The 20,410-nt window shown below is 73.5% G+C and carries 20 protein-coding genes; 8 read left to right on the top strand and 12 right to left on the bottom strand.

Features of this window, described 5'->3' with window-relative positions; translation table 11 throughout:
* Positions 1 to 85: 85 nt before the first annotated feature.
* The 4 genes from asnB to NUM_RS35310 all read right to left on the bottom strand — a co-directional run bounded on the left by asnB (position 86) and on the right by NUM_RS35310 (position 4,736).
* Positions 86 to 1,927 carry an asparagine synthase (glutamine-hydrolyzing) gene (gene asnB, locus NUM_RS35295; protein ID WP_207129281.1) on the bottom strand — a complete coding sequence of 614 codons (1,842 nt, stop codon included), beginning with the start codon at positions 1,925 to 1,927 and terminating at the stop codon, positions 86 to 88.
* A 283-nt stretch (positions 1,928 to 2,210) separates the two neighbouring features.
* Positions 2,211 to 2,468: a hypothetical protein gene (locus tag NUM_RS35300; protein ID WP_207129282.1), complete on the bottom strand. Its 258-nt coding sequence runs from the start codon at positions 2,466 to 2,468 to the stop codon at positions 2,211 to 2,213.
* A gap of 100 nt (positions 2,469 to 2,568) precedes the next feature.
* Complete coding sequence (locus NUM_RS37815) at positions 2,569 to 3,585, bottom strand: NUDIX hydrolase (RefSeq protein WP_263975162.1); 1,017 nt, start codon at positions 3,583 to 3,585, stop codon at positions 2,569 to 2,571.
* 314 nt (positions 3,586 to 3,899) lie between these two features.
* Positions 3,900 to 4,736, bottom strand: a complete 837-nt coding sequence (locus NUM_RS35310) for a helix-turn-helix domain-containing protein (protein WP_207129283.1) — start codon at positions 4,734 to 4,736, stop codon at positions 3,900 to 3,902.
* Positions 4,737 to 4,838: 102 nt separating this feature from the next.
* Here NUM_RS35310 and NUM_RS35315 point away from each other — a divergent pair, with 102 nt between their 5' ends.
* The gene (locus NUM_RS35315) at positions 4,839 to 5,438 is read left to right on the top strand and encodes an NADPH-dependent FMN reductase (protein WP_207129284.1); all 600 of its coding nucleotides are present in this window, start codon (positions 4,839 to 4,841) and stop codon (positions 5,436 to 5,438) included.
* A gap of 76 nt (positions 5,439 to 5,514) precedes the next feature.
* On the opposite strand, the gene NUM_RS35320 is transcribed toward NUM_RS35315, so the two are convergent.
* A complete protein-coding gene (locus NUM_RS35320) occupies positions 5,515 to 6,240 on the bottom strand; it encodes an SDR family oxidoreductase (protein ID WP_207129285.1) in 726 nt (241 codons plus the stop codon).
* 102 nt (positions 6,241 to 6,342) lie between these two features.
* Between NUM_RS35320 and NUM_RS35325 the strand changes: the two genes are divergently transcribed.
* Positions 6,343 to 7,188: a LysR family transcriptional regulator gene (locus tag NUM_RS35325; RefSeq protein WP_207129286.1), complete on the top strand. Its 846-nt coding sequence runs from the start codon at positions 6,343 to 6,345 to the stop codon at positions 7,186 to 7,188.
* Between the two features lie 705 nt (positions 7,189 to 7,893).
* Here the strand turns inward: NUM_RS35325 and NUM_RS35330 are convergent.
* The gene (locus NUM_RS35330) at positions 7,894 to 9,477 is read right to left on the bottom strand and encodes an MFS transporter (RefSeq protein WP_207129287.1); all 1,584 of its coding nucleotides are present in this window, start codon (positions 9,475 to 9,477) and stop codon (positions 7,894 to 7,896) included.
* 402 nt (positions 9,478 to 9,879) lie between these two features.
* Between NUM_RS35330 and NUM_RS35335 the strand changes: the two genes are divergently transcribed.
* Positions 9,880 to 10,512 (top strand): TetR family transcriptional regulator, encoded by a 633-nt coding sequence (locus NUM_RS35335; RefSeq protein ID WP_207129288.1) that lies wholly within the window; start codon positions 9,880 to 9,882, stop codon positions 10,510 to 10,512.
* Between the two features lie 57 nt (positions 10,513 to 10,569).
* Here the strand turns inward: NUM_RS35335 and NUM_RS35340 are convergent, their stop codons facing one another.
* Together NUM_RS35340 and NUM_RS35345 are read right to left on the bottom strand one after the other, a co-directional pair.
* The gene (locus tag NUM_RS35340; protein ID WP_207129289.1) at positions 10,570 to 11,217 is read right to left on the bottom strand and encodes a response regulator; all 648 of its coding nucleotides are present in this window, start codon (positions 11,215 to 11,217) and stop codon (positions 10,570 to 10,572) included.
* Entirely contained in the window at positions 11,214 to 12,422 is a 1,209-nt protein-coding gene (locus NUM_RS35345) for a sensor histidine kinase (RefSeq protein ID WP_207129290.1), read from the bottom strand. The genes NUM_RS35340 and NUM_RS35345 overlap by 4 nt, the downstream gene beginning before the upstream one ends.
* 123 nt (positions 12,423 to 12,545) lie before the next feature.
* Here NUM_RS35345 and NUM_RS35350 point away from each other — a divergent pair, with 123 nt between their 5' ends.
* The 4 genes from NUM_RS35350 to NUM_RS35365 are packed head-to-tail and all read left to right on the top strand — an operon-like array spanning position 12,546 to position 16,790.
* Positions 12,546 to 13,457 carry an ABC transporter ATP-binding protein gene (locus NUM_RS35350; RefSeq protein WP_207129291.1) on the top strand — a complete coding sequence of 304 codons (912 nt, stop codon included), beginning with the start codon at positions 12,546 to 12,548 and terminating at the stop codon, positions 13,455 to 13,457.
* The gene (locus tag NUM_RS35355; protein ID WP_207129292.1) at positions 13,454 to 14,290 is read left to right on the top strand and encodes an ABC transporter permease; all 837 of its coding nucleotides are present in this window, start codon (positions 13,454 to 13,456) and stop codon (positions 14,288 to 14,290) included. The genes NUM_RS35350 and NUM_RS35355 overlap by 4 nt, the downstream gene beginning before the upstream one ends.
* Positions 14,290 to 15,429, top strand: a complete 1,140-nt coding sequence (locus tag NUM_RS35360) for an alpha/beta hydrolase (protein ID WP_207129293.1) — start codon at positions 14,290 to 14,292, stop codon at positions 15,427 to 15,429. Before NUM_RS35355 ends, NUM_RS35360 begins: the two co-directional genes overlap by 1 nt.
* Positions 15,426 to 16,790: an acyltransferase family protein gene (locus NUM_RS35365; protein ID WP_207129294.1), complete on the top strand. Its 1,365-nt coding sequence runs from the start codon at positions 15,426 to 15,428 to the stop codon at positions 16,788 to 16,790. Before NUM_RS35360 ends, NUM_RS35365 begins: the two co-directional genes overlap by 4 nt.
* Here NUM_RS35365 and NUM_RS35370 read toward each other — a convergent pair.
* Positions 16,697 to 17,302, bottom strand: coding sequence for a Type 1 glutamine amidotransferase-like domain-containing protein (locus NUM_RS35370; protein ID WP_207129295.1), 606 nt, complete (start codon positions 17,300 to 17,302; stop codon positions 16,697 to 16,699). The two genes, NUM_RS35365 and NUM_RS35370, sit on opposite strands and share 94 nt — an antisense overlap.
* 55 nt (positions 17,303 to 17,357) lie before the next feature.
* Complete coding sequence (locus tag NUM_RS35375; RefSeq protein ID WP_207129296.1) at positions 17,358 to 17,810, bottom strand: GNAT family N-acetyltransferase; 453 nt, start codon at positions 17,808 to 17,810, stop codon at positions 17,358 to 17,360.
* A 77-nt stretch (positions 17,811 to 17,887) separates the two neighbouring features.
* Between NUM_RS35375 and NUM_RS35380 the strand changes: the two genes are divergently transcribed.
* On the top strand, positions 17,888 to 19,471 hold the full coding sequence (locus tag NUM_RS35380; RefSeq protein ID WP_207129297.1) for an alkaline phosphatase D family protein: 1,584 nt from the start codon (positions 17,888 to 17,890) through the stop codon (positions 19,469 to 19,471).
* 18 nt (positions 19,472 to 19,489) lie between these two features.
* Here the strand turns inward: NUM_RS35380 and NUM_RS35385 are convergent, their stop codons facing one another.
* Together NUM_RS35385 and NUM_RS35390 are read right to left on the bottom strand one after the other, a co-directional pair.
* Positions 19,490 to 19,720, bottom strand: coding sequence for a hypothetical protein (locus NUM_RS35385; protein ID WP_207129298.1), 231 nt, complete (start codon positions 19,718 to 19,720; stop codon positions 19,490 to 19,492).
* Positions 19,708 to 19,974 carry a hypothetical protein gene (locus NUM_RS35390; protein WP_207129299.1) on the bottom strand — a complete coding sequence of 89 codons (267 nt, stop codon included), beginning with the start codon at positions 19,972 to 19,974 and terminating at the stop codon, positions 19,708 to 19,710. Before NUM_RS35390 ends, NUM_RS35385 begins: the two co-directional genes overlap by 13 nt.
* Between the last annotated feature and the right edge of the window lie 436 nt (positions 19,975 to 20,410).

Raw genomic sequence — 20,410 nt, forward strand, 5'->3', positions numbered from 1 at the left:
GCGTGTTCCTGTGAGCACAGGCGAATGACCGGTACCGCCGGACCGACCGGCCCACCCACCTCGGATATCCGGTCGGACCGTGGGGTCAGACGGCCAGGGTGGCGTTCTGGTGGTCGAGCCAGGCGGTGGTGTTGAGGACGAGTTCGAGGCCCATCCGGCCGAGCTGCCCGGAACTCGGCGGTGCCTCGGCCAGCCGGCCGACGACGTCGGCGTCGAACAGTCGCAGACCGGCCGCGGCATGGTCGGCGAGCAGCTTCTGCACCGACTCGCGCAGCGCCTGGTGGTAGGTCGGGTCCTGGGTGGACGGGTAGGGGCTCTTGACGCGGTCCACGACCGACTGCGGCAGGACGTCGCGGCCGGCCGCCCGGAGCAGGCTCTTCTCCCGACCGTCGAACGTCTTCATCGCCCACGGGGTGTTGAACACGTACTGCACGAGCCGGTGGTCGCAGAACGGTACCCGGACCTCCAGCCCGACCGCCATGCTCATCCGGTCCTTGCGGTCCAGCAGGATCTGCACGAACCGGGTCAGGTGCAGGTGGCACACCTCGCGCATCCGGCGCTCCAGGCCGGTCTCGCCGTCCAGCCGGGGCACCTCGGCGAGCGCATCGGCGTACCGGTCGGCGACGTACGTCTCGAGGTCGAGGGTGCGGGTCAGGTCGGGGTCGAGCAGTGCTGCCAGGCCACCCCGGTCCCGCGTCCGGCGGCGAAGCGCGAGCCACGGAAACGTCGGCATGGCAACGATCTCCGGGTCGTGGAACTGCTTGTACCCGCCGAACACCTCGTCGGCCGACTCCCCGGACAGCGCCACCGTCGAGCGCTCCCGGATCGCCTGGAACAACAGGTACAGCGAGGTGTCCATGTCGCCGAGCGGCGGCGCGTCCCTGGCCGCCAGGGCGGCCCGCCGCGCCGCCGGATCCATCAGGTCCGACGTGGAGAGTACGACGTCGGTGTGGTCGGCGCCGACGTGTGCCGCGAGGTCCGCGACGTACGGCGCGTCCGGGGTGTCGCGCATGAAGTCGGGCTGGAAGCGCTCGGTCTGGCCGACGAAGTCGACCGCGAACGACCGCACCGGCCCGGCGCCACGGGCATGCAGCGACTGCTGGGCGAGCGCGGTGATGACGCTGGAGTCGAGACCGCCGGACAGCAGAGTGCACAACGGCACGTCGGCGATCAGCTGCCGCGAAACGGTGTCCTGCAACAGCTCCCGTACGGTCGCGATCGTGGTGTCCAGGTCGTCGGTGTGCTCGCGTGCCTCCAGTGCCCAGTAGCGGTGCTCGCGAAGTCCGTTGCGGTCGAAGCGAAGCAGGTGACCGGGGCGCAGTTCGCGCATGCCCCGGTAGTACGTCGTGCCGGGCGTCTTGACGAAGCCGAACAGCTCGCGCAGCCCGTCCGCATCGACGACCGGGTCGACCAGCCCCGAGGCGAAGATCGCCTTCGGCTCCGAGCCGAACAGGATCCCGTGCTCGATCGGCTGGTAGTACAGCGGTTTGATGCCCATCCGGTCTCGCACCAGCAGCAGCGACTCGGTCCGGCCGTCCCAGATCGCGAACGCGTACATCCCGTTGAGGCGGTCCACCAGTGACTCGCCCCATTCCAGGTACCCGTGCAGCACCACCTCGGTGTCGCTGGCGGTCCGGAACTCGTGGCCGCGGCGGCGCAGTTCGTCCCGCAGCTCGACGAAGTTGTACGCCTCACCCGAGTAGGTCAGGGCGATCTCGCCGTCGGCGTCCGGGTACGTCATCGGCTGCGCGCCGCCCTCGACGTCGATGACGGCGAGCCGGCGGTGCCCGAGCATGACGTGTTCGGCCTGGTACCTGCCCTCCGCGTCCGGGCCACGGCAGGTCATGGTGTCGATCATCGCGCGACCGACCTCGTCGACGATGGTCGGATCACGCCGGTAGTCGACCCACCCGGTGATTCCGCACACGAGGCGACCTCCACGCATCGGCGCTGGTACGGGCTCGGGACGGCTCCGCACCGCGCGGCGGCAGCCGATCGGCCCACCGCCGCAGGTCAGTCTGATACGCGCGTTTCATCACCGTAAATACCTTGTGACCTTTTACCTAAACCGGTGTTTACCTGGCCGGGTAGACGCCGACGCGCTACGCCGCTCGCGGCGGACCGGACCGGAGCGCCGCGGGGGCCCGGGCACGGCGACGGCCCGGGCCGTTCGCCCCTGCGGGCGCGCGATCCGGGCCGTCGGGTACTGGTCAGTGGCGGCGGAACCGCCGGCGGTTCTTCCGGTTACGCTGCCGCGACGCGGCGGCGAGCCCGGTCCGTACCGTCGCGACCGTCCAGGCCGCTCCGATCAGGAACATGCCGGTACCGGCGAGCAGCAGCAGCCGTCGTCCGGATCGTCGCCGGGCCGGCTCCTGGTCCGCGATCGGCTCTGCCGCAGCGGGTCGCGTCGAATGGTCGACGACGTGCGAAGCGGCCGATTGACGAGTGGCATGCGCGTTCTGCGTCATTGCCCTGTCCATGGCGATCTCCCCTGAATGCCGTGAAATCTTCAGCTACCCAGAGCGAGGCTACGGCTACTTGAAGATCAATGCGGCTCGATCCGAGAACTCACAGCACCAGCCGCGCGCCGTCCTCGAACCATTCCAGCCGGGGCTGTACCGGCGCGAGCGACGGCGCCGTCGCGGCCAGCGCCGCCGCGACCCGGTCGAAGCCGGACAACGACTCCAACACCGCCACGGTCGGCGGCAGCATGCCCAGCTCGCCCGCCTCGCGGCCGGCCAGCGCGTCCGCCGGCCGTACCCAGGCGATCCGGTCGGCCTCGCCGCCGACCTCGCGCGCGGTCTGCCCGGCCGGCAGTTCGGCCAGGAAGAAGAACGTGTCGTACCGCCGGGGCTCGAACTCCGGCGTGATCCACCGCGCCCAGGCGTGCAGCAGGTCGGCGCGCACCGACAGTCGGCGCTCGGCCAGCAGCTCCGACAACGAAATCCGATGCTCCACAAGGGACAGTCGGGCGGCGGCCCAACCCTCCGCGGCGACGTCCCCGGCGGCCGACGTGACGTCCGCGCCGGCGGGCGGGATGGCGCCCGCGCCGGCGGGCGGGGTGTCACCCGCGCCGGCGGGCGGGTCGGCGTCCGCGCCGAGGGAATCCGTGGCCGCGACGACGTCCCCGCCGAGGGCACCGGCGGACGGGGCGGCGTCCGCGCTGGCAGGCGGGGCGGTGAGCAACACGTCGCCGACGAGCGAGTCGGCGTCGGAGCCGGCGAACAGGACGCCGGTCTCCTCGAACATCTCCCGCACGGCGGCGGCGACCACCTCGCGCGCGGCGCGCACCTCACCGGGCAGGCCCAGCATCCGCGCCCAGGACTCCGGATCCGGCCCGACCCACGGGCCACCGGTCGGTTCGGCGCCGTCCCGCGGATCGACGCTGCCGCCGGGGAACGCGTACATCCCGGAGGCGAACGGCATCGTGGTGCGGCGCCGTACCAGGAAGACCTCCGGGCCACCCGGCGCGTCGCGCAGCAGCACCACGGTCGCCGCCCGGCGCGGCACGACCGCGGTACGACCCTCGGCGTAGAACCGCCGGGCATGCTCCGCCAACCCCGCCGGTATCGGCTCCGTCCGCATCCGTACCTCCTCGACACCGCCATGCTCGCACGGCCCGGCCCCTCGCCCGGGCACCGACCTCGTCCGCGCAGCCACCGCGAGCCACGCAGAGGCGCCCGCTCCGGTACCGCCGGCCCGCCGCGGTCGGACGCCGTCGGACGCCGCGGTCGGATGGCACGGTCGAGCGCCGCAGTCGAACGGCGCGGTCGAACGGCCGCCGGACGTCTTCGGACACCTTCGGACGCCGCGGTCGGGCGGTGCGATCGGACGTCCTCGGACGCCACGGTCGGGCGGTGCGATCGGGCGCCTTCGGACGCCGCGGTCGGGCGGTGCGGTCAGACGGCGCGGAGCTGGCCGCGGTGGGCACCGCGCAGCCGGTCGAACGCCGCGGCGGTGGCCTCGTCGGCGGGCAGCAGCACGACCAACTGCTGCGCGTCGGATCCGGACAGTTCCAGTACCTCGCGATGCCAGCGCAGCTGCGGGCCGGACGGATGGTTCACCCGCAGCGGTACCGTCGGCGGCGGCAGCTGCCGACCCACCCGCCGGGTGAACTCGGCGCCGGCCAGCGGCGCCAGCTCGGCCCGGAACCACTCGGCCGTCCCGGCGGACGGGCCGAGCCACAGGTCGAACGCCTGCTCGTCGGCGACCTGGTCCCAGTCGGCGAACACGGTGCGGGCGGCGGGATCGAGGAACACGTACCGGGTCAGGTTCGGTTCCGGCCCGTCGAGCAGGCCGGAGCCTGCCATCAGCAGCTCGAACCCGCTGGTGTGCGCCAGCACGTCGCCCAGCCGGTTGGTGACCAGGGCGACGCCGGGTTCCAGCAGCCGCAACGTGTCCAGCACCGCGGGGCGTACCTCGCGGGGCGGCGGCACCGGTCGCTGGTGTGCGGCACAGACGCCTCCCGTGATCTTGGCGAGGTAGCGCAGGTGAGCCCGCTCGGCGGTGTCCAGGCTCAACCCGTCGGCGAGCGCGTTGAGCACCGCGATCGACGGGTTGCGGTCCCGGCCCTGCTCGATCCGGGTCAGGTACTCGACGCTGACGCCGGCCCGGGTGGCGAGCTCGGTGCGCCGCAGCCCAGGGGCCCGGCGACGCGGCTGGTCCGGCAGGCCGAGATCGGCCGGCCGGATGCTGTCCCGCTTGGCCCGGACGAAGTCTCCCAGCGGCGTACCCATGCCGGGAAGCGTACCGAGCCGGGGAAGCCGCAGCGTGGCCCTGCGAGGGCCAGCCTGATCGCGGTCTGGTTGTCCCGCCCGCCGGCGCCGACCATCGAGGGCATGAACGAGAACAGCACCCTTGCGGTCATCGTCGGCAGCGTCCGGGAGGGCCGGTTCGGCCCCGTCGTCGGTTCCTGGATCGCCGACCGGGCACGAGAACACGGCGGCTTCGACGTCGACGTGATCGACCTGGCCGACGTGGACATCCCGCTGACGCTGCCGGCCGTCCCGCCGAAGCTGGCCGGCGACGACTACCCGCGGCCCGACGGCATGCTGCCGGTCACCAAGCGGCTCGACGCGGCCGACGCGTTCGTCATCGTCACGCCCGAGTACAACCACAGCTATCCGGCGTCGTTGAAGGCGCTGATCGACTGGCACTTCACCCAGTGGACCGCCAAGCCCGTGGCGTTCGTCAGCTACGGCGGCGCGGCCGGTGGCCGGCACGCGGTGCTCCACCTGGAGAACGTCCTGACCGAGCTGCACGCGGTCACCATCCGGGACGGGCTCGCCTTCCCCAACTACTTCACCGCCTGGCAGGACGGCCACCCCGCCGACCCCGCCAGTACCGACCACGCCCACCAGTTGCTCAGCCAGCTCGCCTGGTGGTCCACCACCCTGCGCTCGGCCCGCGCCACCACGCCCTATCCCGTACCCGCCTGACCCCCGGCACGCCCGAACCTGCGAAACGGGATCGGGACCTCGTCCCCGCGCTGCCGGCCTTCACCCGTCCACCGCTTCACCAGGGGACGACGCCGTTGTCGTCGAAGAAGCCGCCGTTCGGACCGTCGTCCGGCAGCGTCGCCAGCCGGATCGCGATCTGCGCCCCCTGCTCCGGCGTCCGCACGCCACGGAACCCATTCAGGTCGGTCGCGCAGAACCCCGGGCAGCCGGTGTTGACCAGGATGTTCGTGTCGGCGAGCTCCTTGACGTACTGCGCCGTCACGGCGTTCAGGAACGTCTTCGATGCGGCGTACGCCGCGGAGATCGGGCCGACCTCGGCTCCCGGCGTGGTCTGCAGCGTCAGCGAACCCACGCTGCTCGACATGTTCACGATCCGCGGCGAGGCGGACCGGCGCAGCATCGGCAGCATCGCGTTGGTGACCCGTACGACGCCGATCACGTTGGTCTCCACCGCGGTCCGGATCGTGTCGGCGGCCACCGTCGTCGGCGCCTGCGGCATCCCGCCGGTGACGCCGGCGTTGTTGACGAGCACGTCGAGGCCGCCGGCCTCGGCCGCGATCAGCTCGGCGGCGGCGGCCACGCTCGCGTCGTCGGTCACGTCCAGCGGTACGCCGAACGCGTCGGCACCGGCCGCTCGCAGCTTCGCGACCGCCTCCTCCCGGCGCCGGTCGTCCCGCGCGCCGACCCCCACCCGCCAGCCGAGGGCTCCCAGGCCCGCGGCGATCTCGTACCCGATGCCCTTGTTCGCGCCGGTGACCAGCGCAGTCGTCGCTTCACTCATGCCCCGATCGTCGGTCGGCGGCGACCCGCGCTCCAACACCGATCGGGTACCCGTCGATACCGCACCGGTATCGATCCCCTCGGCGCGGGATACCGTGGCGGCATGGAGACGCGGGAGCTGCGGTACTTCGTGGCCGTCGCCGAGGAACTGCACTTCGGCCGGGCGGCGGAGCGGCTCGGCATCGCGCAACCCCCGCTGTCCCGGGCGATCCGCCAGCTCGAACACCGCCTCGGCGCGAGACTGCTGGAGCGGTCCAGCCGCGCGGTCGCGCTGACCGAGGCCGGCGCGACGCTGCTGCGGGAGGGCCGGGCGGCGCTGGACGCGGTGGCCGCCGCCGAACGCCGCACCCGCCGGGCCGCGCAGGCGACCGGCGCGGGCGGCATCGTCCTCGTCACGAAGGCCGGCGCCGCCGGCGAACTGCTCGCCAAGCTGCTCGACGCGTACGCCGCCGAGCCCGGCGCGGTCCCCGTCGACGTGCTGCTGTGCGGCCCCGGCGAGCAGGAACGGCTGCTGCGCACCGGACACGCCGACGTCGGCCTGCTGCACCTGCCGTACGACCGGGTCACCGGGCTGGACACCGAGCCGCTGCGGACCGAGGGGCAGGTCGCGGTGCTGCCGGCCGGGCACCCGCTGACCACCCGGACGCAGGTACGGATGGCCGACGTCGCCGCGCTACCCGGCCTGCCGCAACCGCGCTGGCCGGCCGCCGACGGAAGCTACCCGGACGGCCCCGGGCCGCAGGTCCGGGATCACACCCAGCTGCTGCAGCTGATCGCGCTCGGCCGGACGATGGCGGTCATGCCCGAGACGGTCCGCGCCCACCTGCACGACGACCTCGTCGCCGTACCGGTCGTGGACGCCCCCGACGTCACCACGGTCATCGCCTGGCCACCCCAGACCCGTTCCCACCCCATCGCCACTCTCATCGCTACGGCCATCCGCCTCTGAACCGGGGGGCACCTCTTTGCGCTGAGGTGCTTCCCGAAGCGCTCGTGTCGGCGGTGGGTTCGCTGTTGCTGGCGGTGTAAAGGCCACCTCTGTTCGCGGTTTTCACCCCCGTGGGGGAACGTGGGGAGCGGGCTTCGCCCCTCCCCACACCCCACCCCATCAAGGGGGCAGTCGCCCCCTTGACATCCCCTGTCGGGGAATCAGTGATCAGGCAGGACCCCGCCTGGCCGCTTCGGAACTACGGGGCCCGGTGCGGCCTGCCCATCGACGCCCAGCCCGCCACGACAACCAACTGCCCACGGTGCGACGCGACGCGAAGCGGGCGTGGCCGTGATGGGTAGGCCGGACCGGGGCCCCGTTCTTCTTCGTAGGCCACTGGGCGTCGATGGGCAGCAGTACCGGGGGCTGGGCGGGGATGGCCAAGGGGGCGGCCCCCTTGGCGGGGAAGGAGCGCGAGGAGGGGGCGAAGCCCTCTCCTCGCATTCCCCCACAAGGGGTCAGAGCGTGAACAGAGGTGGCCTTTACACCGCCGCTTGGGACGCACCTCAGCGGGTAGAGGTGGCCTTTACACCACCAGCCCGGACACACCCCGCGACACGAGCGCTTGGGACGCACCTCAGCGGGTAGAGGTGGCCTTTGCGCCGGCAGCAAGAGCGGACGCGGCGACGCGAGACGGGCCGCGCCGCCCCGAACGGCGACCGGCCGCTAGACGTGCGGTACGGCTGGGGCGCTGGAACCGTTGCGGGAGCGGCGGATCAGCAGCGACAGCCCGACCGCGACCACGGCCACCACCGCCGCCACGGTGAACGCCAGGTGCATCCCGTCCAGGAACGACAGGTTGCTGGCCTTGGTGATCAGCGCCGCGATCTCCGCCTTGGTACCCGGCGGTACCGGTGCCACGCCCCCGGCCACCGCGCTCTTGGCCGCGTCGACCTGCGCCGGTGTCAGGGCGGGCAGGTGCTGGTCGGTCCAGTGCCCGTTGAGCACGTTGCCGACCCGGGCGGTCATCACCGCGCCGAGCACCGCGGTACCGAGGGCGCCACCGACCTGCATGGCCGCCTGCTGGACGCCGGACGCGACGCCGGACAGCTGCACCGGCGCGTTGCCGACGATGACCTCGGTGGCGCCGACCATGACCACGGACAGGCCGAGGCCGAGGATGACGAACCAGAGCGAGGTGAGGCCGGCGGACGCCTCCATCGGCAGCCGGGACAGGCCGAACATCGCGATCGCGACCGCGGCCATCCCGGTGGCGACCGGGCCGCGCGGCCCGATCTTCCCGATCAGCGCACCGGCGATGGGCGAGCCGACCACCATGCCGGCGGTCATCGGCAGCAACCGGACGCCGGACTGCACCGGCGAGAGGCCGTGCACGAGCTGGAGGTAGAAGGTGACGAAGAACAGCGAACCGAACATCGCGAACGCCATCAGGACCATCAGCACGGTACCGACCGACAGCGACCGGGACCGGAACAGGCCGAGCGGCAGCAGCGGGTCGCGGGCGGACCGTTCGCGCAGGATGAACAGCACCGCGAACACCGCCGCACCGACGAACAGGCCGATCGTGCGCCAGTCGCCCCAACCGAAGTCGGACGCCTTGATCACGCCGAACACCAGCGCGAACATCGCCACCGACAGCAGCGCGATGCCGGGGACGTCGGCCCGCGAGCCGCGGTCGACCCGGTGGTTGCGGCCCAGTACGAGCAGGCCGAGGACCAGCGCGAGCGCACCGACCGGCAGGTTCACGAAGAACACCCACTGCCAGTTGACGTGCTCGACGAGCAGGCCGCCGACGATCGGGCCGGCCGCGGTGGACAGGCCGATCGCGGCACCCCAGATGCCGATCGCGATGTTCAGCTTCTCCCGCGGGAACGCCTCGCGCAGCAACCCGAGGGCCGCCGGCTGCAGCAGCGCACCGAAGACACCCTGCAGCACCCGGAACGCGATGATCAGGCCGATGCTGCCGGAGAGCCCGATGATCCCGGAGCTGGCGGCGAAGCCGACCACGCCGACGAGGAACATGCTCTTGTGCCCGAACCGGTCGCCGAGCTTGCCGGCGGTGACCAGGAAGACGGCCAGCGCGAGCAGGTAGCCGTTGGTGATCCACTGCAGGTCGGACAGGGACGCGTGCAGCGACTTGCCGATGGCGGGGTTGGCGATGGCGACGATGGTGCCGTCCAGCGCGACCATGATCACGCCGAAGGCGACGGCGACCAGGGTCGCCCACGGGCCCCCGCGGCCGGTGCTGCGTGCGGTCGTGATCGCCGTACCGGCCGCAGTGGTACTCATGTGGGTCTCCCCCGCAAGATCGATTGATGGTGGGCAGTCGGCGCGCGGCGAGCTGTCCCCCAAGACACCCGATCGAACGGGCTGTGCCACGCCGCGCTGCCGACGCCCGAGCCGCGCTCCCCCACGCGACTCAACCCCCGCGGCACAGCATATTGTCAGTCGCTGACAAGTGGCAATGTGAGACACATGACCCTGACGCTCAGGACGACACCGGCGAGTATCGAAGAGACCAGTTCAGAATGGCGTCGGATGGCTGGCGTGGTCCAGAGCGGGGCTGGCAAGGCGGAGGCGCGTTCGTGTGGCGGAGCCACTCGGACGTGCCGACAACGCGGCCAGCGTCGTTCTGGGCCCGCCGGGCGCCGACAGTCCATTCTGAACTGATCTCTGAAGGAGGTGGCGCGGATGACGGAGTCGGCGGGGCTGCGCGAGCGCAAGAAGCAGCAGACGCGCGAGGCGCTGATCGCGGCCGCCCAGCGGCTGTTCACCGAGCAGGGCTTCGACGGCACCACCACGGACGAGATCGCCGCGGCGGCCGACGTGTCGCAGCGCACCCTGTTCCGGTACTTCGCCGGCAAGGAGGAGATGGCGCTGGCGCCGCTGGCCGAGATGCAGGAGGGGTTCACCGACGAGGTGCGCCGGCGGCCGCCCGGCGAGCCGCCGATGACCGCGCTGCGGCTCGCGGCGCGCGCCATGATCGGCGCCTTCGCCGGCGACGACCCGGAGATCGAGCAGCGGCGCCAGATCCTCGGCAGCACCATCGATCTGGTCAACCGCACGCCCGCACTGCTGGCCGAGAACCTGCGCCGGACGGTGGCCCGCGGCGAGCGGCTGGCGCAGCTGCTCGCCGAGCGGGAGGGCGTCGACATGGCCGACGATCCGCGGCCCCGGCTCGCGGTCACCACGTTCGACGGCGCGCTGCGGGTGGCCACCCTCAGCTCGTGCGACGCCGCGGCCATCGACCCGGTACTGATGGGTCAGGAGCTGGAGCGCTGCCTCGCCGCGCTGCCGGACATCTTCCGGCACTGGCGGTCCTGACCCGACCCGCCGTCGGCCGCGGCCCGACCGCCGGCAGTTCGTCCACAATGGACTGTTTCAGGACACCAGTCCGGTGCGGTGCGCGATGATGACCAGTTGCACCCGGTCCCGGGCGTCCAGCTTGGTCAGCAGCCGGGCCACGTGCGCCTTCGCGGTGGCCGCGCTGATGTAGAGCTGGCCGGCGATCTCGGCGTTGGACAGGCCGCGCCCGACCAGCGTCAGCACCTCGCGCTCCCGCTCGGTCACCGCCTCCAGCGCCGGTACCGGCCGGGCCGGGGTCGGCCGGTCGACGAAGTCGGCGATCAGCCGCCGGGTGACGCTCGGCGCGATCAGCGCGTCGCCGGCGGCCACCACCCGGATCGCGGCCAGGATCTGCTCCAGCGCCATGTCCTTGACCAGGAAGCCGCTGGCGCCGGCGCGCAGCGCACCGTAGACGTACTCGTCCTCGTCGAAGGTGGTCAGCATCAGCACCCGGGGCGGCTCGGCCGCGGCGGTGATCCGCCGGGTCGCCTCGATCCCGTCCAGGTCGGGCATCCGGATGTCCATCACCACCACGTCCGGCGCCGTCTCGGCGGTCAGCCGCACCGCCTCGGCCCCGGTACCGGCCTCGCCGACCACGGTGAGATCCGGCGCGTCGGCGATCAGCACCCGCAGACCGGAGCGGATCAGCGGCTGGTCGTCGGCCAGCAGTACCCGGATCGTCATGCCGGCACCGGAATCGTCGCGGCGACCCGGAACCCGCCGTCCGCACACGGGCCGGCGTCGAACTCGCCGTGCAGCAGCGCGACCCGCTCTCGCATCCCGGCGATGCCGTACCCGGCGCCCACCGGGCCGCCGGACCCGTCGTCGGTGACCACGATGCGTACCTCCGTGTCCGTTGCGGAAAGCTCGATCCGGCACCGGTCCGTACCGGCGTGCCGGATCACGTTCGTCACGGCCTCCTGCACGATCCGGTACGCGGCGAGGTCGACGTCCGGCGGCAGTTCGGTGTCGCCGGAACGGGTCAGCGCGACCCGGACGCCGGCCTGCTCGGCCCGGTCGACGAGGGTGTCGAGCTCGGCCAGGCCGGGCGCCGGCCCGAGCGGCGCCGTACCGGCCTCCGGATCGGACTGGCGCAGCGAGCCCAGCATCCGGCGCAGACCGGCCAGGGTGTCCCGGCTGGTCGCCTCGATCGCGGTGAGCGAGTTGCGGGCCTCCGCGGGCTGGCTGTCGATCACCCGGGCGCCGACGCCGGCCTGGATCGCGATCACGCCGACGTTGTGCGCCACCATGTCGTGCAGTTCCCGGGCGATCCGCAGCCGCTCGGCCTGTACCGCCTGGGCGGTGCGCTGTTCCCGCTGCGTCGCGGTGAACTGCCGGCGCTGCCGCACCGAGTGCCCGATCACCCAGGCCACCACGGTGAGCAGGACGACGACGATCGTGCCGAAGTCGAGGTTGATCACCGGGAACGCGAACAGGAAGAACACCTGCACGACGAGAGCCACCGCGGCGAACGGGATCGACACGCGCCGCGGCCAGTGCGCCGCCACCCAGCCGATCGCGAGCACCACCACCGCGATGTGCACTTCCCGCAGCGCCAGCAGGTTGCCCATCGAGTACCCGGAGTCGTCGATGCGTGCCGGGTGGGCGGGCAGCCCGGGCAGGAGCGGGCCGGCGGTGGGCGGGTCCGGGTCGATGGTGGTGAGCATGAACAGGCCGGCGAGCAGCGCGGCCAGTCCGACGAACGGGTGGCGGCGCAGCAACAGCCAGGGCAGCAGCATCGCGAGGAACGGCAGGACGAACCGGGCCGGGCCGGGCAGCCGGGACAGCATCACCAGTTCCAGCAGGAACGGCGAGCCGACCGCACCGGCCCAGACGGCGACGGTGGACCACCGTCGGCGGCGGGCCGGGCGGCCGGCAAGGCTGGACATGCGCCGAGCCTAACGGCCACGCCGGCCCGGGCCATCGATCCGCGGGCGTACGCCCGTGGGCCACCCCCGGTGGCGCCCGCGGGCCGATGCCCGCGACCCACCCGGGCCGGCAGGGTCGTACCCATGATCGACGTCAACGAACTGACCAAACGGTACGGGAAGGCCACCGCGGTGGACCGGCTCACGTTCACCGTGCGGCCGGGGCAGGTGACCGGGTTCCTCGGCCCGAACGGCGCCGGCAAGTCGACCACGCTGCGGCTCATCCTCGGCCTGCACACCCCGACGGCCGGTACCGCGACGGTCGACGGCCGGCCGTTCGCCGACCGGCCACGCGGGCTGCGGCACGTCGGCGCGCTGCTCGACGCGGCCGACGTGCACGGCGGCCGCAGCGGGTACGCGCACCTGCGCGCGCTCGCGGCGAGTAACCGGATCCCGCGCCGGCGGATCGACGAGGTACTGGCCGAGGTCGGGTTGCAGGAGGCCGCCCGGCGCCGGATCGGCGGGTACTCGCTGGGCATGCGGCAGCGGCTCGGCATCGCCGCGGCGCTGCTCGGCGACCCGCCGGTACTGCTGTTCGACGAGCCGCTGAACGGCCTGGACCCGGAGGGTGTGCTGTGGGTGCGCGGGCTGTTCCGGCGGCTGGCGGCGGAGGGCCGCACCGTGTTCGTGTCCAGCCACCTGATGCGGGAGATGGAGCACACCGCCGACCACCTGATCGTCATCGGCCGGGGCCGGCTCGTCGCGGACGAGTCGCTGGCCGAGTTCGCGTCCCGGGGCGAGGGGCTGCGGGTCACCGTCGACACGCCGGATCCGGCCACCCTGACCGCGGTGGTCGACGTCGCCGGCGGCAGCACCGTACCGGCGCCGGACGGGACGCTGACCGTCACCGGGCTGACCGCCGCGCGGGTCGGCGAGCTCGCCTTCGAGCACCGGATCCTGCTGCGCGAGCTGACCACCCGCAGCGCCTCGCTGGAGGAGGCGTTCCTGGCGCAGACCGCGGACGCGGTCGACTACCTGGCTGGAGAGAACCGATGACGACCACCGCCGCACCGCGCCTGGACGCCGAACCGGCCGCCCGGTTCAGCGACCTGATCGCCGCCGAACGGATCAAGCTCACCTCGCTCCGCTCGACCCGGTGGGGCGTGCTGTTCAGCGCCGTCGTGGTGATCGCGATGAACGCCAACGCGGCGTTCGCCGACTACCGGAACTGGCCGACCTACCCCGCCGGCATCCGCGCCTCGTTCGTCCCCGACTGGGCGGTGGGCGACGCGTTCCAGGCCGGCGCGGCGATGGTGACGATCCTCGCGGCCGGGACGATCGGCGCGCTGGCCATCACCAGCGACTACGCGAGCGGGTTGGCGCGCACCACGTTCGCGGCGGTCCCGGCGCGCAGCTCGGTGGTACTGGCGAAGGCCACCGTGCTGACCGCGGTGCTGCTGGTGTTCGGGGTGGTGGTCGCCGGCGGCTCGTTCGCCGCCTCGCAGTCCATCCTCGCCGGGCGCGGGATCAACGTGGCGCTCGACCATCCGGGAGTACTGCGCGGGGTGGTGGCCTCGGCGCTGCTCGCGCCGGTGTGCGGGCTGGCCGGGCTGGCGATCGGCGCGGTGGTCCGGCACACCGCCGCGACCATCGTGACCACGGTCGCGGCGCTGCTGCTGTTCCCGGCCCTGCTGCAGGACCGCCGGCACCTGACCGCGACGATCCTGCACGCCCAGCCGTACGGCGCCTGGGGTTCGCTGCGCGGTCTCGACTCGCAGCACCTGATGCCCTACCCGGCGACGCCGCTCGGCTCGTTCCTGGTGTACGGGAGCTGGGCGCTCGCCGCCGTCCTCGTCGCCGCCCTGGCCGTCCGCCGGCGGGACCTGTGATGCGCGCGACGCCGATCCGGGCCGCGCAGCGGGCGATCACCGGCGCGGGACGGCGGGGGGCCGGCACGGTCGCCAGCCGAGCCGGGCGGGGCGTGCTGTTCGGGCGACGGCGGATCCGTACCGGAATGCTGGCCGCCGCGGTCGCGCTGGCCCCGACGACCGCGACGGTGCTGGCTCCGGCCGCGGCGGACCGGGCGCCGGCCCCGATCGGTACCGCGGCGTGGCGGGCCGACCCGCGTGCGCTGCCCGACCCGGTGACCGCCGACCCCGCCGCGGTACGCCGGTTCTACGCCACCGGGTCGCCGGCGTCACAGCGCGCGCTGGCACTGCGGTACCCGGGTGTCGTCGGCACCTCGGACGGAGCGCCGGTGGCTCTGCGGTACGCGGCGAATCGGGTCACGATGCGCGCGGCCGGGGCGCGGTTCGCCGACCGGCCCGGCCGGTACCTGCTGTTCGATCCGCGCGGCGACGGGCGGGTCGCGGAGGTGTTCGGCGACCTGGCGCACGCGGACCGGATCGCCGTGCTGGTGCCGGGAGCCGGGGTCGACGCGGCGAACTTCTGGTCCGGCGCCGGCGGTCGCGGTTACCGCGCGCTGGCCCGCCAGGCCGACCAGCTGTACCGGTCGGCTCGGCGGCCCGGGTTCGCGGTGATCGCCTGGCTCGGCTACACCACCCCGAAGGGGGTGTCGCTGAGCGAGGCGCGCGAGGACCTGGCCCGCACCGGCGCCGACGCGCTGGTCCGGTTCGTCGCCGGGCTGCGCGCCGTCCGTCCACACGCGACGGTCGCGCTGCTGGCGCACAGCTACGGGTCGGTCGTCGTCGGGCTGGCCGCGCGGCGGCTGCCGCCGCAGGTCACCGACCTCGCCGTGGTCGGCAGTCCGGGCATGGGCGTCGACGACGTGTCCCGCCTCGGTACCACCGCGCGGGTCTGGGCCGGCCGCTGTCCCGGCGACTGGATCCGGTGGGTGCCCGGCGAGCAGGTGTTCGGGCTCGGGCACGGCCGGGCACCGACCGACCCGGCGTTCGGCGCGCGGATCTTCGGCACCGGCAGCGTCGACGACCACGACCACTACTACGCCCCCGGTACCGAGTCGCTGGCGAACCTCACCGCCATCGCCACCCGCGGATCGCTGCGATGACCGCCGTACGGGTCGACGCCCGGCAACGCGGCGGCCCGGGCCGAGCGCCGTCGCGGTACCGGGTCTGGGCGGAGCGGGTCGCCGGGGCCACGCCGGGCGGGCGGGACCGTACCGTCGATGCGCTGCGGGCGATCGCGATCGCCGGGGTGGTGCTCGGGCACTGGCTGGTGTCCGCGGTCGTCGCCGACCCGGACCGGCCGGCCGCGCTGCACGGCGCGAGTCCACTGTCGACGCTGCCGGCGTTGGCGCCGGTCAGCTGGCTGTTCGAGACGCTGGGGCTGTTCTTCGTCGCCGCCGGCTACGCCGCCGCCCGCCCCCGCCGCTCCCCGGCCGGAGCCGGCCGCGGCACCGTCCACAGTGACTCCCGGGTGGACGGTCGCGCCGCGCTGCGGTGGCTGACCCGCCCCTCGGCGGTACGGCTGGGCGTGCCGGTGCTGGTGCTCGCCGCGGTGTGGCTGCCGGCGCTGCTGGTGCTGGACGCGTCCGGGGCGCCGGCCAGCACCCGGCACCTGGTCGTGTCGCTGGTCACCCACCCGCTCTGGTTCCTCGCCGTGTACCTGGTGCTGGCCGCCGCGGCGCCGCTGCTGCGCCGGCTGGTGTTCCACTGTGGACTCTGGTCGGTGCTGCCGGCGGTGCTCGCGGTCGCGGCCGTCGACGCGGCCCGCGGCGCCGGCCTGCCGGGCTGGGTAGCGCCGGTCGCCACGCCCGTCGCCTGGTCGGTTCCGTACCTGTTCGGGATGGTCCTGGCGCGCGGCCTGGCCCGGCGCGGCGGTGCGGTGCTGCTCGCCGGCGGCGTCGCCGGTGCCGCCGTGTTGCTGTGGCTCGGCTATCCGGCGAGCGCCGTCGGGGTGCCGGGCGACCGCTGGTCCAACCTCGACCCGCCGTCGCTGTTCGCCCTCGCCCTCGCCGCCGCCCAGCTCGGCGCGTTCCTGCTGGTACGGCCGTGGCTGGCCCGGTTGCTGGCCCGGCCGGCGGCGTGGGCACCGGTCGCCGGGCTCAACCGCGCCGCGATGACCGTGTACTGCTGGCACCAGAGCGCGCTGCTGCTGGTGACGTTCGCGGCGGTACCGCTGGGGCCGCTGCCCGGCCTGCTCGACCAGCCGACCGGGGCGTGGGTGGCGCACCGGCTGTGGTGGCTGCCGGTGTTCGCGCTGGCACTGCTCGCCCTGGCCCGCCTGTTCCACCGCACCGCCGGACCGTCCGATGTAGATGCCGACACCGCGGCCCGGCCCGGCGGCCGCATCCCGGACGCCGCGGGCGGTGGCGCTCAGGTGGTGAGCAGCGTCGTGGTCTCGCCGTCGACGACGAGCACGTCACCGTCCGAGAGTGTCCAGTGTGACCGGTCGGCGGCGGTGAGATAGTCGTCGAGGGCGTCGCACCGGTGGCTCTCCGGATGGTTCGGGCTGCGTACGTGCGGTACGAACGGCCGGTCGAGCACGCCGAGCCCGCGGAACACCGGATCCGGGCCGGGATCGTCGACCCGCTCGAACCCGGTCAGGTCCGGCGCCAGCACGCAGCAGCCGGCGCTGTACCCGCCGTACGCGGCGCCGGCGCGGATCAGGCCGGTCAGGACGGCGCCGGCGCCGGTCTCGGCCAGCACCCGGTTGAGCGTGAAGACGTTGCCGCCGCGTACCCAGATCAGGTCGTGCTCGGCGAGGCCCGCCAGCGCGGCCGGATCGCGCAGGTCCGCCTCCACCGGCGCGAGCCCGGCGTCGGACAGCTCGGCCAGCTCCCGCGCCACCCCCGCGGCCCGTACCGCCGGGTCGAGGTCGTCGAGCGCGTTCGTGACCACGGCGGTACGTCGACCGCCGGCGAGCGACCGCAACCGGTCCGGATACCGGCCGAGCCGGAACGACGAGAGGTAGAGCCGCATCGGCCCAGTATCCGGACGCACCGACCCGCTGTCACCGCGAATACCGCCACCGCGGTCAGTCCAGCGGGCGGGTGAGGCGGACGTCCTCCTCGGCGTAGCCGAGCGCGCGGTAGAAGGCGCGGGCGGTGGCGTTCGCGGCGCCCGTCTCCAGCGTCAGCCGCCGCAGCCCGCGCCGCGCGGCCCACCGGTGCGCGGCGTCCATCAGCGCCCGCCCGACGCCGGACCGGGCGGCGTCCGCGGCGACCACCAGCTCCCCCACGTACCCGTCCCGCTCGCCGGTGAAGTGCCGGCGCTCCCCGGCGTGCACGAAGCCGACCACCCGGCCGTCGTGCACCGCCACCCAGACCGGCTCGGTACCGTCGATGGCGTCGGCGACCCAGCCGCGCACCGCCCGCTCGACCGCCGCGGGGTCGCGCCACGGCGCGACGCCCTCGGTCAGCCGCGGCGCCAGGGCGAGCACCGCATCGGCGTCGGCGGCCTGGTACGGGCGGACGACGAGATCGGGCATACGGGGATTCTGCCACCGTTTCGGCGGTGTCACCGGCTGGTCATCGTGCGTTCGGCTTCGACCGGTACGACGGCGGTATGACGAAAACCCGCAGCGGTACGAGGAAGCACGGCTCGCACCGGCTCAGCCGGCGCTCGCTGTTCGGCGGCGCGCTGGCAGCCGGCGGCGCCCTCGCGGTACCGAGTCTGGTCCGGGCCGCGCCCGCTCTGGTGCGGTCGGGCCGGCCGGCGCTGACGCACGGCACCCAGGTCGGCGACGTCGAGTACGGCACCGGTACGGTCTGGACCCGCGCGGACCGGCCGTCCCGGATGGTCGTCGAGATCTCCACCGACCCGCGGTTTCGCCGGGTGCGCCGGCTGCGCGGCCCGCTGCTGACCCCGGACAGCGACCTGACCGGCAAGACCGTGTTGCACGGGCTGCCGGCCGGCCGGGACATCCACTACCGGGTGAGCGCGGTCGACGTGCGGGACGACACGCTCGCGTCCGAGCCGCTGATCGGCCGGTTCCGCACCGTGCCGGACCGGGCCCGGGACGTGTCGTTCCTGTGGTCCGGCGACCTCGGCGGGCAGGGCTGGGGCATCGACGTGTCCCGCGGCGGGTACCGGATCTTCGACGCGATGCGCGCGCTGGACCCGGACTTCTACCTCTGCAACGGCGACAACATCTACGCCGACGACCCGATCGAGCCGCGGGTGACGCTGCCGGACGGGTCGATCTGGCGCAACCTGGTCACCGAGGAGAAGTCGAAGGTCGCCGAGACGCTCGACGAGTACCGCGGGAACTACAAGTACAACCTGACCGACGAGCCGCTGCGGCGGTTCTACGCGCAGGTGGCGCAGATCCAGCAGTGGGACGACCACGAGACGCACAACAACTGGTACCCGGGCGAGATCCTGGACGACGACGCGTACACCGAGAAGCGGGTCGACGTGCTCGCCCGGCGCGGCCGGCAGGCCTGGCACGAGTACACCCCGATCACCCCGAAGTACGACCGGGACGGGCGGATCTACCGGGTGCTGCACCACGGGCCGCTGCTCGACGTGTTCGTGCTCGACATGCGCTGGTACCGGGACGCCAACTCGGCCGACAAGCAGACCAGCAACGACGGCGGCATCCTCGGCCACGAGCAGGCCGAGTGGCTCAAGCGGGAGCTGGCCCGCTCGACCGCCACCTGGAAGGTCATCTCGAACGACATGCCGCTCGGGCTGGTCGTCACGGACGGGCCGAGCCGCTTCGAGGCGGTCTCGCAGGGCGACGACGGGGCGCCGCTCGGCCGGGAGCTGCAGATCGCCGAGATCCTCACGTTCCTGAAGCGGCAGGAGATCCGCAACGTGGTCTGGCTGACCACCGACGTGCACTACACCGCCGCGCACCACTTCGACCCGGCGAAGGCCGCGTACTCGGACTTCGACCCGTTCTGGCAGTTCGTGTCCGGGCCGCTCAACGCCGGTGCGTTCCCGCCCGACGCGATCGACGGTACGTTCGGCTGCGAGCAGGTGTTCGTCGCCGCGCCACCGACCGCGAACGCCTCGCCGGCCACCGAGTACCAGTTCTTCGGCCGGGTGGCCATCGACGCGGCGAGCCGGGAGCTGACCGTGCACCTGCACGACAACACCGGCGCCTCGCTCTGGTCGACGACCCTGACCCCGCACCGCCGCTGACGACGCCGCCGGCCCCGGTCAGGCCTCCGGCCAGACCGGGTCGGGCAGCCTGCGGAGCTGGTTGATCGGGACGTCCTGTTCGCAGTGCCACTGCGACAGGTCGGCGTGGATCAGGTACCCGCCGAGGTGCACCCAGCCCGGGATCCGGCTGTCCGACACGGCGAGCACCCGGTACGGCCGGTCGGACAGGTAGGCGGGCAGCGCGACCAGGTCACCGACCCGGGGCCGGTGCCCGGTCACCGTGGCCATGTCGCCACCGCCGAGCGGGTGGCGACCGGTACGCGGGCGCGGCCGAGGTGTTCGGCCCGTCGGCGCGCGGCGAGTGCCTGCGCGTCGGCGTACGGGTCGCGGGGGCGCTGTGCCGCCCGGTCGCGAGGGCGCTGTGCCGCCCGGTCCCGGCGGTTGGCCGCCCGGTCGAGCAGGTAGACGGCCAGCGTGCCGAGTGCCGCCACGCCGACCAGGAATGCGGCGCACATCGCCGCGGCGTAGGTTGCTGCGTCCATCACCGCCACCACCCGTCCGGGTCGATCGGGCGGGCGGCGATCTCGTCTCGCCAGGCGCGCATCCGCGCGGCGAATCGCCGCAGCGCGCGCACGGTACGGTGGTACCGCTCCATCGGTAGGGCTCCGATCCGTCGATGGGGCGGGGCGCGATGCGGGCTTGCCGGCAGGCATCGCGCCCCACCATCTGTGGGGCCGGCCGCCGGGTACGGCGGCGACCGGCCCGTCTGGTGACCGAACCGCCGCGCCACGGGGGAGTACGCGCGCTTGCGGTCCGGCCGGTCTGTTGCGGGCGCCGGACACTGCCAGGTCCAGCGGCTATCAGCGTCCGACGCCCATGCGCCATCAGCCACACTCAGTCACCTTGCGGATCAGGAGCGTCACGTCCGACACGAGGGACAGTAGACCGAACATGCCAAACGCGCAAGATTCCGATTCG

It is taken from the genome of Actinocatenispora comari (genome assembly GCF_017312725.1).
Classification (GTDB): Bacteria; Actinomycetota; Actinomycetes; order Mycobacteriales; family Micromonosporaceae; genus Actinocatenispora; species Actinocatenispora comari.